The organism is Neorhizobium populisoli (genome assembly GCF_019430945.1).
GTDB classification, from domain to species: domain Bacteria; phylum Pseudomonadota; class Alphaproteobacteria; order Rhizobiales; family Rhizobiaceae; genus Neorhizobium; species Neorhizobium populisoli.
Window position 1 is genome coordinate 220,842 of record NZ_JAHYCB010000001.1, and the last position, 16,015, is coordinate 236,856.

Sequence of the window (16,015 nt, forward strand, 5' to 3'; positions counted from 1 at the left end):
CTCGAATTGAAGGAATGGATATGCGAAGTGAATTGCCTGCCGGTATTTCTGTTTCGCAATCAACCGGTTCTTGAGCAAAAGCCACCAAAGGCGATATTTCTCCAGTATTTCAGTAGACTAAAGTGTTTTATGCCCCGATCCATTCGTTCGACGCTATAAACTGCCTAGACACCTTATCCAGGAACAGCATCCATGACTATCGCCGCCCGCCTTCTCGACGTCATCGAAAACGACATTCTGCCGCTTACGGAACAGGGTGTCGCCGCCGGAAACAAGGTATTCGGCGCGGCGATCCTGAAGAAATCCGACCTGTCGCTGGTGATTGCCGAAACCAATAACGAGCTGGAAAATCCACTTTGGCACGGCGAGGTTCATACCTTGAAGCGCTTTTACGAAAAGACTTCAGGACTTTCCACCAAGGATCTGATTTTCCTGTCGACTCACGAACCCTGCACCATGTGCATGTCGGCAATCACCTGGGCTGGGTTCGACAATTTCTACTCTTTCTTCAGCCACGAGGATTCGCGCGACGCCTTCGCCATTCCGCACGATCTGAAGATTTTGAAGGAAGTGTTTGGATTGGAGCCGGGCGGCTATCGGCGATCCAACGCTTTCTGGAACTCCTATTTCATCACCGAACTGGCCGAGAGCGAGGACGAGCCGTCGCGCGGCAAGTTGCTGGCGCAGATCGCCCGGATCAAGGCCGCCTATGGCCGACTTTCGGAAAACTACCAGTCCGGCAAATCCGAGAACAATATTCCGCTCGCCTGAGCGACGACACATCCTCTTCAGGGAATTCAGACAATGGAAGCATCCAAGGATATTTCGCGGCTGATCGAGATCATGGCGGCGCTGCGCACCCCGGTGACCGGCTGCCCCTGGGACCTCGAACAGAATTTCATGACCATCAAGCCCTATACGATCGAGGAAGCCTATGAAGTGGGCGACGCGATCGAGCGCAACGATATGGACGATCTTTGCGAGGAACTGGGCGACCTGCTGCTGCAGGTGGTGTTTCACGCCCGCATGGCCGAGGAAGCCGGGGAATTCGCTTTCGGTGATGTTGTCGAAGCGATCACCCGGAAGATGATCCGCCGGCACCCGCATGTGTTCGCCCTCTCCGACGCCGATACGCCGGATGCGGTGAAGGCGCAGTGGGACGATATCAAGATGGCGGAGAAGCGCGAGCGGGCCGAGCGCCGGGCAAAGCGCGGCATCACGGAAGACTTCAAGGCCGGTTATCTCGGCGCCGTACATCGCGCCCAGCCGGCTCTGACCGAGGCGCTGAAGCTGCAGCAGCGGGCCGCCAAAGTGGGCTTCGACTGGTCGGAGGCCGAGCCGATCCTCGACAAGATCGAGGAAGAGGTCGGCGAATTGCGCGAGGCTCTGCGCGGCGGCCGTCAGGACAAGGTGGCGGACGAGCTCGGCGACCTGATCTTCGCGCTGGTCAATATAGGCCGGCATGTGAAGGCTGATCCGGAAGAGGCACTGCGCGGCACGAACACGAAATTCCGGCGTCGATTCAACTATATCGAGACGGAGCTTGAGAAATCGAGTCAGACGCTGGAGGCGGCGACCCTCGATGAGATGGAAGAGCTTTGGCAGGCGGCCAAACAGACCGAAAGGGCCGGTGACTGATCGTGATGGCGGTTCTCACCCGTTTTCCGATCCTCGCGGCGGCGCTGGCGCAGACCGTTGCTGCGGCGGTCGCCGCTGTGGCCGCAATAGCCTTGCGCGACATCCTTCACGGAGCCGTTGGTTCGACCATCATCCTTCTCGTCCAGTGTGCGATAGCCGTCGCGGTGACGATGCTGCTGAGACTACCGGTCTGGTGGGTCTGGATTGCGGCAGGATTTCCGATCGCCCTGCATCTCGCCCTGCAAGTGGATCACCTGCCGGCCTGGCCTTTCGGCGTGGCCTTCGTGCTCCTGTTTCTCGTGTTTTCCAACACGGCCAAAGAGCGGGTGCCGCTTTATCTCACCAACCGGTCGACGGTGACGGCGCTGCGATCGCTGATGGAGGAGAAAAAAGCCACCCGCTTCCTCGACCTCGGGTCTGGGCTTGGCGACGTAGTGCGCGGCGTACACGGCGATGGCCGCGTGGCTCGTGGCGTCGAGACGGCGCCGCTTTCCTGGCTGATCTCCTGGGGCCTTTCCAAACTTCAGGGGCGCGGCACGATCCTGCGCCAGGACATCTGGCAGACGGATCTTTCCGGCGAAGATGTCGTCTATGCCTTCCTGTCGCCGGAACCGATGCCGCGGCTATGGCAAAAGGCCAGCCGCGAGATGAAGGCGGGAGCGATCCTGGTGTCCAACAGCTTTGCCGTGCCGGATGTCGAACCGACAGAGGTCTGGGAATTGTCGGACCGGCGCAAGACACGCCTTCTCATCTATCGCATGGCGGGCAGCCATGAAGCTTGAAGCTCTCCAGATCGCCATTGCAGGCGCCGGTATCGGCGGCCTTTCACTGGGCGCCATGCTGGCGCGGCGCGGCGCCAGGGTGGTGATCTACGACCAGATGGCGGCGCCGCAGCCGGTGGGCTCCGGTTTCGTATTGCAGCCGACGGGAGCGGCGGTGCTGGACGAGATGGGATTGCTCGACCAGGTGCGGGCACGCGGCGCGGTCATCAACCGGATGCATGGCAAGCTTGCGGGCAAGGGTATCGGCGAGCCGGGTAAGACGGTGCTGGAGGTCGGGTATCGCGACGGCGAGCATGGGATTGCCATCCAGCGGGTGGCGCTGTTCGACCTGCTGCTGGACGCGGCGGTTTCGGCGGGTGTGAGTTTCCAGACCGCTTCGAAGGTCACCGGTTTTGCCGAAGGCAAGCGGGCGGCGATCGTGCTGGAAGGTGGCGTGGCGACGGCGGCCGCCGATCTGGTTGTCGATGCCATGGGGGCGAGTTCGCCCGCCGGGCATGATGCGACCAAGGAGCTAGGCTATGGCGCGCTCTGGGCGACCGTGCCTTGGCCGGAGAACGGACCTTTCCACGCCAACGAGCTTGAACAGCGTTACGAGCGGGCGAGCCGCATGGCGGGCGTGCTGCCGGTAGGCACCGCGCGAGACGGTGCGGCCCCCATGGCGACCTTCTTCTGGAGCCTGCGCAACCGGGATGTCGATGCCTGGCGCAAGGCGGGCCGCGAGGCCTGGATCGACGAGGTACGAGCCATGTGGCCGGAAGCGGCGCATTTTGCCGAGATCGCCGAGCCGGTGCATGCCCGTTACCGGCACCACACGCGCCGGCCGATCGCCGGGCATGGCGTGATCCGCATCGGCGACGCGTGGCATGCGACGAGCCCGCAGCTCGGCCAGGGGGCCAATATGGCGCTGCTGGATGCGACGTCGCTGACGCTTGCCTTGGAGAGAAGCGGCTCGGTGGACGAGGCGTTCGCGCTGCATCTCAGACAGCGTCGGATGCATATCCGGCTCTACCAGACGCTCAGCCAGGTGCTGACGCCGTTCTACCAGTCGGACAGCCGGGTGTTGCCGATGATGCGCGACGTCATGATCGGGCCGACGACGCGGCTGCCGATGGTGCGCTACGTCGTCAGCCGGCTGGTGACGGGGGATTTTCTGGATCCGGTGGGGAGGCTCGGGATCGGTCGCGAATGAGTGAAGCGGCTCAGACGCCGGAATGGTAGCCCAAGGCCGAGAACTGTTGCTGCAGCCACCAGTAACCCGCCGCGGTTAAAATGACGACGATGGCGAAGAGCACCCAGCCGGTGGCGGTCAGGCTCTTGTGATCGGCATTGCGGTATTTCAGGCCATCGCCTGCGAGGAGAAAGCCGAGCCCGAAGACGAGGCAGGCCGGGACGATGACAAAGGCCTTCAGCTGGTAGTGGATTTCCGCCACCCCGGCCTGCGCCTCCTGAAGCGGGCGAAGCAGGAAGAACCACGCGATGGCGGCGCCGACCAGAAGCAGCAAAAGGCCGCCGGCGCGAGTCTTGAGAGAACTCATGTTTTCAAATCCAATAATCGAAAAATCCGGAAGGCACACGAACGCGGCCGAGCGGTGAATTGGAGCGAGACGAGAGATCGTCAAGTGGCTGTGGGCAAAGGGCGTTCGGCGGTGCCGCAGCCTCCCGTCTTCCCCCTTGCGGGGAAGATGTCGCTGGAAGCGACAGATGGGGGTGGTGCCACGAACCCGACGGTGGAATATGCTGAACCACCCCCATCTGTCAGCTCCGCTGACATCTTCCCCGCAAGGGGGAAGACGGGAGTGCGCCGCGCCGGTTTACCGGTCCCAGTCTTCCTTGGCGGCTTTCGGCCCGTTGCCGAGCTTGCGCTCCAGTTCCGCGGCCTGCGCTTCCGACATCCGCACCTCGAAGGTCACCGAACCGTCCTCGTTGTCGGAGCGTTCGTCGACGATGGCATTGTCGTAGACCCAGGAGACGAGCCCGAGCTTGGCCGGCGGCAGGGTGACCGAGGTTTCGGTTAGGACGCCGGAGAGCCGCTGGGAAATCTCGTCCATCAGGGCATCGACGCCCTCGCCCGTGACGGCCGAGACTGCCATGATGTTCTCGCGGCCCCTGGCGCGGTCGGCCATGGCGTCGTGGGCTTCGGGTTCGAGCCGGTCGATCTTGTTCCAGACCTCGATGATGCGCTTGTCGGCCTCTTTCTCGTCGATACCGAGATCGGCCAGGATGCGCATCACGTCGTTCGACTGGGCGGCGTTGTCCGGGTCGGACATGTCTCGCACATGCAGGATAAGGTCGGCCTCCAGCACCTCTTCCAGCGTGGCGCGGAAGGCGGCGACCAGATGGGTCGGCAGGTCGGAGATGAAACCGACGGTATCGGAAAGGATGACGGTGCGGCCATGCGGCAGCTTCATGCGGCGCAGCGTCGGGTCGAGCGTCGCAAACAGCATGTCCTCGGCCAGCACGCCGGCGCCGGTGATGCGGTTGAACAGCGTCGACTTGCCAGCGTTGGTGTAGCCCACAAGTGCGACGATCGGATGCGGCACCTTGCGGCGTTTGGCGCGGTGAAGCTGGCGGGTGCGGACGACCTGTTCCAGCTCCTTTTCGAGCTTGACGATACGGTCCTGCAGCAGCCGACGGTCGGCTTCGATCTGGGTTTCACCCGGACCGCCCATGAAGCCGCCACCGCCGCGCTGGCGTTCAAGGTGGGTCCAGCTGCGGACCAGACGGCCCTTCTGATAATTGAGATGCGCCAGATCGACCTGCAGCGTGCCTTCCTTGGTGGAGGCGCGGCGGCCGAAGATTTCGAGGATCAGGCCGGTGCGGTCGATGACCTTGGCGCCGAGTTCCTTTTCCAGATTGCGTTGCTGCACCGGCGTCAGCGGATGGTCGACGATGACGAGGCCGGCATTGTGCTCCTCGAGCAGCGCCTTGATTTCCTCGATCTTGCCGGAACCCATGAGAGTGGCCGGGCGTGGCTGGCTGACCGGCACGATCAACCCTTGCACGATCTCAAGATCGATGGCTTTGGCCAAACCGATCGCCTCTTCGAGGCGCGCCTCGTTGGAGCGGGGTGCTGCCGTTACGGCCGGCGAATCGCCCTGCCCGGCTCTTGCCCGCGCCTGTTTGAGCACCGGCACGATGACGGCCGCGCGCATATCGTCCCGGTGCTTTTCAGCCTCCGGGACCATGGATTCATTCGAGGTATCGCGATTTGAAATACGAGTTGTCCTTAAGCCGCGTTTTCTTCCGTCTCGAACATCTGCATCGGCTGACCCGGCATGATGGTCGAGATCGCGTGCTTATACACGAGCTGGGAATGTCCGTCACGGCGAAGCAGAACGCAGAAATTGTCGAACGAGGTGACAACACCCGTCAGCTTGACCCCGTTGATCAGGAATATCGTCAGGGAAATCTTCTGCTTGCGTACGGTATTGAGAAATAAATCCTGAAGGTTCTGAGAACGTTCCGCCATAGCGCCGCTTCTTTCTTTCTTGCCGGCGAGACGCCGGGACATGATCACGCAGATATAGAGATCTCCGGGAAACGCCCGCGAGCTTCCCTTCCCCCAATTGTCTGGTTATCAAATCGCCGTCTTTTCCGCAATGTCGAAAAAGGCGTCACGAATATTGCCGGAGACGGTGCCGGGATGGCCGTTGGCGATGGGCTTTCCGTCCACTTCGATGATCGGCACGCAGATGCCAGTGGCGGAGGTGAAGAAGACTTCGCGCGCGGCCAGCATTTCCTCGGTCCTGAACTCCCGCTCGACGACTTTGAGGCCGAGCTTGGCGGCAACGTCGATGGCGGTCGTGCGGGTGATTCCCTTGAGGATGCCGTGCTCGGCGGGACGCGTCACCATTTCGCCATCGGGCGTGACGATCCAGACGTTGGAGGATGCGCCTTCCATGACGATGCCGTTGCGATCGACAAAGATCGCGTCATTGGCGCCGGCTTCCTTGGCCTGCTGTTTGGCAAGCACGTTAGGCAACAGACCGACCGTCTTGATATCGACGCGGTCCCAGCGGTTTTCCGGCAGAGTGATCACCTTGATGCCGTTGGCGTACTTCTTGGCAGCAACCGACGGATCGACACTTTTTGCCGTGATGGTGATGGTCGGCGGCGTGCCTTCCGCGGGAAAGAAATGGTCGCGGCGGGCGGCACCGCGGGTGACCTGCATGTAGAAGATGCCGTTCTTCACGTGGTTGCGGCGCAGCACTTCGCGGATCACGAAGGTGAGCGCGGCACGGCTCATCGGCGCTGCCATCCTCAATTCCGACAGCGAACGATCGAGGCGGTTCAGGTGCCGCGTCAGGTCGACGATCATGCCTTGGCGCACTTCGCAGACTTCGTAGACGCCATCGGCGAACTGGAAGCCACGGTCCTCGATATGCACGGCGGCGTCTGAATGGCGGACATATTGTCCGTTCACATAGGCAATTCTCGACATCTTGGCCCCCTGGGAATGTTTAGAGCATTGACGCAATTCCGGACGCGAAACCGGTTTCCACTTTCGCTGGAATTGCTTAGAAATACTGAATGGAAACGCGAAACAGCTGCTCCACATCGCGCACGGCATCGGCTGTCGCGAAGAGCACGACCCGGTCGCGCGCCTTGATCTTTGTGTTGCCGTCCGGCCGAATAACGGAGTCACCGCGATAGATGGCGCCGATACGGATGCCATCCGGCAAATCGAGTTCGCGAAACGTCCGGCCGACCAGCGGCGAGGTTTCCAGCGCCTCGGCCTCGATCACTTCGGCAGCGCCGTTCTGCACGGCGTAGACCGAGCGGATGCGACCCTTGCGGACATGCTGCAGCACGCGCGAGATGGTCACCGCCCGCGGATTGATCTGTGCGTCAATGCCGACCGAGTCGGTGATCTGGTGCAGGGACGTCGAGTTGATGAGCACGAGGTTGGACTTGCAGCCGAGCGACTTGGCCAGCACCGCGCCCAGGATGTTGATCTGGTCGCTGTTGGTCAGCGTGATCATCAGATCGGTATCCTGAATATCGGCCTGGGTGAGGATATTCTGGTCGAGCGCCGAACCATGCAGCACGATCGTGTTGCGCAGTTTTTCGGAAATCGCGATCGCCCTTTCGCGGTCGCTTTCGATGATCTTCAGCCGCATGCGCGGCTGCTGTTCCTCAATCGTCTTGGCGACGTAATAGCCGATATTGCCGCCACCGGCGATGATGATGCGACGCGCCTCCTGCTCCTCATGACCGAACAGGCCGAGCGTGCGGCGGATGTGTTCGCGCTGGCAGATGACATAGGCAAGGTCGCCGACCTGCAACTGGTCGGCGGAGCGGGCGACGATCAGCAGATTGTTGCGGACGATGCCGACCACCGTCGCCATCAGGTCCGGAAAAAGTTCGGACAGCTGGTTCAGCGGCGTCGAGACGACCGGGCAATCCTCCATGCACTCGATCGCCACCATGGCGATATGGTCATCGGCGAATTTGACGACATCGTTGGCGCCGGGAAACGAGATGCGCCGCAGCACCATCTTGCCGACCTCGACTTCCGGCGAAATCGTCACGTCGATCGACATGTTCTGGCGGCTGAAGAGATCGGCATATTCCGGCTTCAGATAGTTCTGGGCACGGATGCGGGCGACCTTGGTGGGCACCGAGAAGAGCGCATGCGCCACTTCGCAGGCAACGATATTGACCTCGTCGTAAAGCGTCACGGCGATGATCATGTCGGCGTCTTCGGCACCGGCCTTTTCCAGCATGTCCGGATGGGCGCCGTGGCCGACGTAACCCTTGACGTCCAGCGTCTCCGTCATCGCGGCGATCAGCGATGCCGAAGTATCGATGACCGAGACGTCATTGTCTTCCTGCGACAGCCGTTCGGCGATGCCGTAGCCCACCTGCCCCGCGCCGCAAATGATCACTTTCATCTATCAAGACTTTCGGGCATCGGTCAGGACTTTCGGGTCAGACGCCGAGCGACTTCAGCTTGCGGTGCAGAGCGGAACGCTCCATGCCGACAAACTCCGCCGTGCGGGAAATGTTGCCGCCGAAACGGTTGATCTGGGCGATCAGGTAATCGCGTTCGAACATTTCGCGAGCTTCGCGCAACGGCAGCGTCATGATGTGGTAATCGCCCTTGGCGGAAACCTTCGGCAGCATGTCGCCAAGATCGGTCGGCAGCATGTCGGCGGAAATCGGCGTGTCCGGGCCATCGGTGCGGGCAAGGATCATCAGCCGCTCGATATTGTTGCGCAACTGGCGGATATTGCCCGGCCAGTCATGCGCCTGCAGAACCGCCATGGCGTCCTCGCCGATCCGGCGGGTCTTGATGCCGGCCTGTTCGGATATCTGGCGCATGAACATGTCGACCAGGAACGGAATGTCCTCGCGACGTTCGGCGAGCGCCGGCACCTTGACCGGCACCACGGCCAGACGGTGATAGAGATCTTCGCGGAACGAGCCTTCCGAGATCAGGCTCTCGAGATTATAGGCCGTCGAGGAGATGATGCGGACATCGACCTTGACGCGCTTGGAACCGCCGACGCGTTCGAACTGCTGATCGACCAGCACGCGCAGGATCTTGTTCTGCGTCTCGCGCGGCATTTCACCGACTTCGTCGAGATAGAGGATGCCGCGATGCGCCTCTTCCAGCGCGCCGATCTTGCGCGGCTGGCCCGGGCCGCCTTCGGTGCCGAACAACGCGACTTCCATACGGTCCGGCGTGATCGTTGCGGCATTCAGCGCCACGAACGGGCCGGTGACGCGGGTCGAACGCTTGTGGATCATCCGCGCCACCAGTTCCTTGCCGGAACCGGAGGGGCCGAGGATCATGATGCGGCTATTGGTAGGCGAGACCTTTTCGATGTTCTGGCGAAGCTGCGAGACGGCGACCGAGGTGCCGACCAGTTCGGCGGCGTCGCCGGTGCGCTTCTTCAGTTCGGTCACTTCGCGCTTCAGCTTGGAATTTTCCAGCGCACGCTCGGCGATCAGGATCAGACGGTCGGCCTTGAACGGCTTTTCGATGAAGTCGAAGGCGCCGCGCTTGATGGCGGAAACCGCCGTCTCGACATTGCCGTGGCCGGAGATCATCACGACGGGCAGATCCGGATGGCGGGTCTTGACCTCATCCAGCAGCGCCAGGCCGTCGAGCTTCGATCCCTGCATCCAGATATCCAGGAAGACCAGGCGCGGCACGCGATCGGAAATCGCCGCCAGTGCGCTGTCGCTGTCATGGGCGGTGCGGGTCTCGTGGCCTTCATCGGAGAGGATGCCCGAAACGATCTCGCGAATATCCGCCTCGTCATCCACGACCAGAATATCAGACGCCATAAGCCAATTCCTTGTTATTATCGGTTCCGGGCAAGGCCTGCTGCTGATGCGGCAATACCACCCTGATCATGGCGCCCTTGCCATGATCGAAATCGGCAGGCGCATCGTGCAATTCGAGCTGCCCGCCGTGTTCTTCAATGATCTTCTTGACGATCGCGAGACCAAGGCCAGTGCCCTTCTCGCGCATCGTCATATAGGGTTCGAGAATGCGATGACGGTTCTCGACCGGCAGGCCGATGCCGTTGTCCATGACGTCCACGACGAAAGCGTCGCGTACCGCATCAAAACTCGAACGAACCTTCACCTTGCGGCCGTCCCGCTCCTGATCGCTCGGCACCGCCTCGATCGCCTCTACGGCGTTCTTGACGAGATTGCCGAAGGCCTGGCCGAGCATGCGCGCATCGAACATGCCCTTTTGCGGCTCGTCGCCGAACTCGCGGGTGAAATCCACATGCGTCGTGCCCATTTCGCGCAGGAAGATGGCGTCGCGCAGGATATCGCGCAGGTCGGCCTGCTCCTTGGCCGGTTTCGGCATGCGGGCGAATGACGAGAACTCGTCGACCATGCGGCCGATATCACCGACCTGGCGGACGATCGTATCGGTGCATTGGTCGAAGACGGCCCGGTCGTCCTCGGCGATCTGCTTGCCGTAGCGGCGCTTCAGGCGCTCGGCTGACAGCTGGATCGGGGTCAGCGGGTTCTTGATCTCGTGGGCGATACGGCGGGCGACATCGGCCCAGGCGGTCGAGCGCTGGGCGATGACGAGATCGGTGATGTCGTCGAGCGTGATGACGTAGGAATCCTGCGCTGCACGCTGCTCCTCGCGGGTGACCTGAACCGACAGCGTCCGCTCCTTGCCGCCGCGCATCAGGTTCACTTCCTTGCGGAAGTCGCTGCGGGCACGCGCCCTCGCCTCGGTCAGGACCTGCTCGATCTCCGGCGCCACATCCTGCAGCTTCTCGCCCATCAGCTTGTCGGCCGGAATGCCGAGGAAATGTTCGGCAGACGGATTGACGATGGTGATGCGCCGGTCTTCCTCGACGCCGATGACGGCGGCCGTCACACCCGACAGCACCGCCTCGATGAAGCGGCGGCGATCATCCACTTCGTCCTTGGCTTCGAGGATCTCGTCGCGCTGGCTGCGGATTTCGGAAATCATCCGGTTGAAGGTGCGCGACAGGTTGCCGACGTCGCCATCGGCGGCGCGCACCGGAACCACGACGTTGAGATTGCCGGTACCGACGCTGTCGGCTGCGCTGATCAGCAGCCGGATTGGCCGGACGATACGGTCGGCGACGGCGATCGCTGTCCAGATCGCCGCGAGCAGCACGATCAACGCGAAGCCGAGATAAAGAACCGCGAAGGCGAATTGCAGCGAACTGCGCCCCGCCTCCATCGCCTTGTATTCGGCGGAGTTCTCTTCCATCAGGTGCATCGCGCCGATGACCTTCGGATCAACGGCACGGATCGTGTAGAGGAAGGCGCCGGAAATGCCGTCGAGCTTGATGACGGCACCGACGAGGTTTGTGACGCCCGGCGGGATCAGCGTCGGCTGGCCGGCGGCCGCCGTCTTCAAAGCGTCGGCGGGAATGGCCGGTAGCGGCTTTTCCGTCTTGATCTCAGCCTGAACCATCGCCTGCCCGTCCTCCTTGACGAGGAAGGCGCCGAGCATGCCGCGGCCACGGGCCTGACGGGTCATCAGATCGACGAAACCGGTGCGATCGAGATAGAACATCGCGCGGTTGCGCTCGAGGTCGTTCGCCATCGACACCGTCTGGCCCTGCAGATAGCTGGCGTTCTCCAGCATATAGGCTCGAGCGACATCCTGCGACGACTGGACGATCGACTGGGTGCGCAGCGAGAACCAGCGGTCGAGACCGACATTCAGTGTCAGACTGGCGAAGATCGCCACCAGAACCGCCGGTGTGATTGCCACGATGGAAAACAGCACGACGATGCGCACATGCAGGCGGGCCGCGGCACGGCCACGATTGCGCGCCTTCACCAGCCGCAGGACCTCACGGCAGATGAGATACATCAGGCCGAGGATGAAGAGCGAGTTCAGGACGGCGGATGTGATGACGACATTGGTCGTCGGCGCAATCGGCGTGACGCCCAGAAGGATGAACAGTGTCAGCGTGGCGCAGACAAGCGCTCCGCCGGCGAGCAGAAGGCCCGGAAGCGCGAACGACGCACGCCGATCCTGCACCGAAACCGCCGGCTCATGGCCTGACGATTCAATGTCGGACAGCTCCTGGCCGGGCAGTTCATCACCGGACCGCCGATTATCGGCGACCGGCGCTGTCACGCCTTCCGTCATCTGATCCACTCCGATCCCCAATTCCTCGCGGGAGATCGTTTCAACCGGGGCACCGCGGCCCGAGCGAAGCGATAGCAAGTTTCCCGGAACAGGCCTCAGCGCACCCCTTCGACGGCCGCCACTCCGTCGACTGTTTCACTGACACCTGCGTGACCTTTAAGCAACGCTTTGTGGCGAAAATGCAACGATGCATGGCAGGTGTCAAGAAGCCGGGAACATTGTCCCGCACTCTTGAACCCGCGTCAGGCGCCGCGGGAGCTGCGATAGACGGAAACGCCGAGTTCGCGGATTTTCTTGCGCAGCGTATTGCGGTTGAGGCCGAGCAGATCGGCGGCCTTGATCTGGTTGCCGCGGGTGGCGGTCAGGGCCGCGAGAATCAGCGGGTATTCCAGCTCGGTCAGGACCCGGTCGTATAGGCCGGGTGGCGGCAGGTTGTCGCCAAAGCTCGCGAAATAGGTGCGCATGTTTTCTTCCACCGCCTGTGCGATGGTCAGCGAACCGGAACGGGCGCCCATCTTGTCGATCGGGCTGTCCGGCACGTCGGAGCGCAGCTCCGAATCGATGATCTCGCGGGTGATGACATCCTGCGGATAAAGCGCGGTCAGGCGGCGGATGAGGTTTTCCAGCTCGCGGACGTTGCCCGGCCAGGCGTAACCCTTCATCAGGTCCAGCGCTTCATTGTCGAAACGCTTCGAATCGAGGCCTTCCTTTTCCGCCATCTGCATGAAGTGGCGGACGAGATCCGGAATATCCTCGGCGCGGTCGCGGAGCGGCGGCAGGCGCAGCGGCACGACGTTGAGACGGTAATAGAGGTCTTCGCGGAACAGGCCCTGATTGATGAGCTGCTTCAGGTCCTTGTTGGTGGCGGCGACGATGCGGACATCGGTGCGAATGGGGGTGCGGCCGCCGACGGTCGTATATTCGCCCTGCTGCAGGACGCGCAGAAGCCGCGTCTGGGCATCCATCGGCATGTCGCCGATTTCGTCGAGGAAGAGCGTGCCGCCTTCCGCCTGTTCGAAACGGCCGGTGGAGCGGTTCTGGGCGCCGGTGAAGGCACCCTTTTCGTGACCGAACAGTTCCGACTCGATCAGGTCGCGCGGGATGGCGGCCATATTGATCGCCACAAAGGGTCCGTTGCGGCGTTTGCCGTAGTCATGCAGCGCACGAGCGACGAGTTCCTTGCCGGTACCAGACTCGCCAGTGATCATCAGCGTCAGGTCCGTCTGCATCAGGCGGGCGAGAACGCGATAGATTTCCTGCATGGCGGCGGAACGGCCGACCAGCGGCATGCCGTCCTGCATGTCGTCTTCGAGGCGCGGCGGCTTGCGCTTCGGCTCGGACAGCGCGCGGCCGATGATGGCGATCAGCTCGGTCAGGTCGAAGGGCTTCGGCAGATAGTCGTAGGCGCCCTTTTCCGACGCCTTGATGGCCGTCATGAAGGTGTTCTGGGCGCTCATCACCAGAACCGGCAGCTCCGGCCGGGACTTCTTGATGCGCGGCAAGAGATCGAAGGCGTTCTCATCGGGCATGATGACGTCGGTCACCACGAGATCGCCCTCGCCGGCCGAAATCCAGCGCCAGAGGGTCGCCGCATTCGAGGTGATGCGCACGTCGTAGCCTGCCCTGGTCAAAGCCTGGTTCAGAACGGTGCGGATGGCCGCGTCGTCGTCGGCGACAAGGATCGTGGCAGTCATTGTTCACTTCCTGTGGAATGCAAGGAACGGCCGTCGGACGCCTCTTCCTTGTGCATGGGCATAAGAACGCGGAAAATGGTACGGCGCGCCTGGCTGTCGCATTCGACGATGCCGCCATGGGCACCGATGATCTTTGCGACCAGCGCCAGGCCGAGGCCGGAACCATTGGTCTTGGTGGTGATGAAGGGATCGAAGAGATGCGGCACGAGATCGGACGGCACGCCCGGCCCGTTGTCGATGACGCAGAATTCCAGCGGCAGCGAAATCTTTTCGCGCGTGCCGGAAACCGAGAGCTTGATGCCGGGACGATAGGCCGTCGTCAGGACGATTTCTGCATCCGGTTGATCGTGGACCGCTTCGGCCGCGTTCTTGATGAGGTTCAGGAAGACCTGCACCAGCTGGTCGCGATTGGCATAGACCGGCGGCAGCGACGGGTCGTAAAGCTCGGTGATCTTGATATTGCGGGCAAAACCGGCCCGGGCAACCGCTTTCACATGGTCGAGGACCGAATGGATGTTGATCGGCAGCCGATCGACCGGCCGTTCGTCGGAGAAGACTTCCATGCGGTCGACCAGCGAAACGATACGGTCGGTCTCGTCGCAGATCAGCTGCGTCAGCGGACGGTCGTCGTCCGGCACCACGGTTTCGAGCAACTGGGCAGCACCACGGATGCCCGACAGCGGGTTCTTGATCTCATGCGCCAGCATCGAGGCAAGACCGGTCACCGAGCGAGCGGCGGCGCGGTGGGTGAGCTGGCGGTCGATCTTGTCCGCCATCGACCGTTCCTGGAAGACGATGACGACCGAGCCCGGCTCGCTGACGACGGGCGCGACATAGAGATCGACCAGTTTGTCGGAGCCGAGACGCGGTGATGACAGGTCGACACGGTATTCGTTGACGGGCGCCTTGCGCTCCCGCACCTGATCGATCAGCGCCAGAAGCGGGCTGCCGAAGGGAATGAAGGTCGAGATCTTGTTCTTGGCGAGATAGGCGGCGCTGGAGCCGAAAAAGGCTTCCGCCTCCCAGTTGGCGAATGCGACCTTGCCGGCGGCATCGACCAGCACGACCGGGTTCTGGACAGAGTTGAGCACGGCCATGGCGAGCGCGTTGCTGGTGGCGTCCTCGCCGTTGTTTACCCTTGGAGCCTTGCTCATGCGGCGTGCCTCCTTGGAGCGAACTCGCCGGAAAGCGCGTCCGTCATCCGGCGGGACACATCCGCCGGGTCTTTCGATATCATGATGGTTGCCTTTTCATCGGTCGGCAGGTCCGGCGCATACCGGTCGAGATACCAGCCGAGTTGTTTGCGGGCGTGGCGCAAGCCGGCCTCGCGGCCATAAAGTTCCAGCATCGCCTCGTAATGTTCGACAGCGAGGCCGGGGATTTCTTCGGGTGCCGGCCCCGCATGGCCGCCAAGCCAGCCGACATGCCAGGGACGCCCCTGCGCGCCACGGCCGACCATGACGGCATCGGCGCCGGAGCGCTTCAGGATTTCGGCGGCATCTTCCGGTGTCTCGACATCGCCATTGGCGATCAGCGGAATGGAAATGGCTTCGCGGACCGGACGGATGGCATCCCAATCCGCCTTGCCCTCGTAGAACTGCATGCGGGTGCGGCCGTGGATGGTCACCAGCTGGATACCGGCCTGTTCGGCGCGGCGGGCGATCTCCGGGGCGTTGAGGGAATCATGATCCCAGCCGAGCCGCATCTTCAGCGTCACCGGTACCTTCACCGCATTGACGGTCGCTTCGATCATTGTCAGCGCATGATCGGGATCGCGCATCAGCGCCGAGCCGGAATAACCGCCGGTGACCTTCTTGGCCGGACAACCCATGTTGATGTCGATGATATCGGCGCCATTGGCTTCAGCGATCTTCGCCGCCTCGGCCATGGCGCCTGCTTCACGTCCGGCGAGCTGCACCATATGCGGCGTAATGCCGGTGCCCCTCAGCCGCGCCCAGGATTCGCCGCGGTTCAGGATGAGTTCGCCGCTCGCCACCATTTCCGTGACGACGAGCCCAGCGCCATAACGCCAGGCAAGCGTGCGGAAGGGCAGATCGGTGACGCCGGACATCGGCGCGAGCACGACGCGGTTGCGGATGGCGACTGGCCCGATCTGGAATGGCGATGCAAGATCTGGGAATTGCAAATGATGATCTTTCGGGCACATGAGTTTGTTGCACTATTTTTATTCAGGTCTCGGGCATTTGCCAAGAGCAATTCCGGAACTGCGTTATTTTTAAGCGGGCTGCTGGAAACGGGGCTTTTCATTCTATAGTTCTCCGCCT

14 protein-coding genes are annotated in these 16,015 nt (G+C 62.2%); 4 read left to right on the forward strand and 10 right to left on the reverse strand.

Annotation, left to right across the window (positions count from 1 at the left end; all coding sequences use genetic code 11):
* The first annotated feature begins 192 nt into the window (after nt 1-192).
* Genes KX729_RS01020 through KX729_RS01035 form a run of 4 tightly spaced genes read left to right on the forward strand, consistent with a single transcriptional unit; the run spans nt 193 to nt 3,609 of the window.
* The gene (locus KX729_RS01020; protein WP_219740594.1) at nt 193-771 is read left to right on the forward strand and encodes a deaminase; all 579 of its coding nucleotides are present in this window, start codon (nt 193-195) and stop codon (nt 769-771) included.
* Nucleotides 772-804: 33 nt separating this feature from the next.
* On the forward strand, nt 805-1,638 hold the full coding sequence (mazG, locus tag KX729_RS01025) for a nucleoside triphosphate pyrophosphohydrolase (RefSeq protein WP_219740595.1): 834 nt from the start codon (nt 805-807) through the stop codon (nt 1,636-1,638).
* A gap of 5 nt (nt 1,639-1,643) precedes the next feature.
* Nucleotides 1,644-2,420, forward strand: a complete 777-nt coding sequence (locus KX729_RS01030; protein ID WP_219740596.1) for a hypothetical protein — start codon at nt 1,644-1,646, stop codon at nt 2,418-2,420.
* Nucleotides 2,410-3,609 (forward strand): FAD-dependent oxidoreductase, encoded by a 1,200-nt coding sequence (locus KX729_RS01035; protein ID WP_219740597.1) that lies wholly within the window; start codon nt 2,410-2,412, stop codon nt 3,607-3,609. The genes KX729_RS01030 and KX729_RS01035 overlap by 11 nt, the downstream gene beginning before the upstream one ends.
* Nucleotides 3,610-3,619: 10 nt before the next feature.
* Here KX729_RS01035 and KX729_RS01040 read toward each other — a convergent pair whose 3' ends face one another.
* From KX729_RS01040 to dusB, 10 genes are all read right to left on the reverse strand, one after another.
* On the reverse strand, nt 3,620-3,955 hold the full coding sequence (locus KX729_RS01040; RefSeq protein WP_219740598.1) for a hypothetical protein: 336 nt from the start codon (nt 3,953-3,955) through the stop codon (nt 3,620-3,622).
* A gap of 276 nt (nt 3,956-4,231) precedes the next feature.
* Nucleotides 4,232-5,572 (reverse strand): GTPase HflX, encoded by a 1,341-nt coding sequence (hflX, locus tag KX729_RS01045; protein ID WP_219741187.1) that lies wholly within the window; start codon nt 5,570-5,572, stop codon nt 4,232-4,234.
* 74 nt (nt 5,573-5,646) lie between these two features.
* A complete protein-coding gene (gene hfq, locus KX729_RS01050) occupies nt 5,647-5,889 on the reverse strand; it encodes an RNA chaperone Hfq (RefSeq protein WP_007757453.1) in 243 nt (80 codons plus the stop codon).
* A gap of 108 nt (nt 5,890-5,997) precedes the next feature.
* The gene (locus KX729_RS01055; protein WP_219740599.1) at nt 5,998-6,861 is read right to left on the reverse strand and encodes a D-amino-acid transaminase; all 864 of its coding nucleotides are present in this window, start codon (nt 6,859-6,861) and stop codon (nt 5,998-6,000) included.
* Nucleotides 6,862-6,937: 76 nt separating this feature from the next.
* Nucleotides 6,938-8,314 carry a Trk system potassium transporter TrkA gene (gene trkA, locus KX729_RS01060; RefSeq protein WP_219740600.1) on the reverse strand — a complete coding sequence of 459 codons (1,377 nt, stop codon included), beginning with the start codon at nt 8,312-8,314 and terminating at the stop codon, nt 6,938-6,940.
* Between the two features lie 37 nt (nt 8,315-8,351).
* Nucleotides 8,352-9,716: a nitrogen assimilation response regulator NtrX gene (gene ntrX / locus KX729_RS01065; protein WP_219740601.1), complete on the reverse strand. Its 1,365-nt coding sequence runs from the start codon at nt 9,714-9,716 to the stop codon at nt 8,352-8,354.
* Nucleotides 9,706-12,036, reverse strand: coding sequence for a sensor histidine kinase NtrY-like (locus KX729_RS01070; RefSeq protein WP_219741188.1), 2,331 nt, complete (start codon nt 12,034-12,036; stop codon nt 9,706-9,708). Before KX729_RS01070 ends, ntrX begins: the two co-directional genes overlap by 11 nt.
* Before the next feature lie 242 nt (nt 12,037-12,278).
* On the reverse strand, nt 12,279-13,730 hold the full coding sequence (gene ntrC, locus KX729_RS01075) for a nitrogen regulation protein NR(I) (RefSeq protein WP_219740602.1): 1,452 nt from the start codon (nt 13,728-13,730) through the stop codon (nt 12,279-12,281).
* Nucleotides 13,727-14,884: a two-component system sensor histidine kinase NtrB gene (locus KX729_RS01080; RefSeq protein ID WP_246617342.1), complete on the reverse strand. Its 1,158-nt coding sequence runs from the start codon at nt 14,882-14,884 to the stop codon at nt 13,727-13,729. Before KX729_RS01080 ends, ntrC begins: the two co-directional genes overlap by 4 nt.
* Nucleotides 14,881-15,897 carry a tRNA dihydrouridine synthase DusB gene (gene dusB / locus KX729_RS01085; protein ID WP_219740603.1) on the reverse strand — a complete coding sequence of 339 codons (1,017 nt, stop codon included), beginning with the start codon at nt 15,895-15,897 and terminating at the stop codon, nt 14,881-14,883. The genes KX729_RS01080 and dusB overlap by 4 nt, the downstream gene beginning before the upstream one ends.
* Between the last annotated feature and the right edge of the window lie 118 nt (nt 15,898-16,015).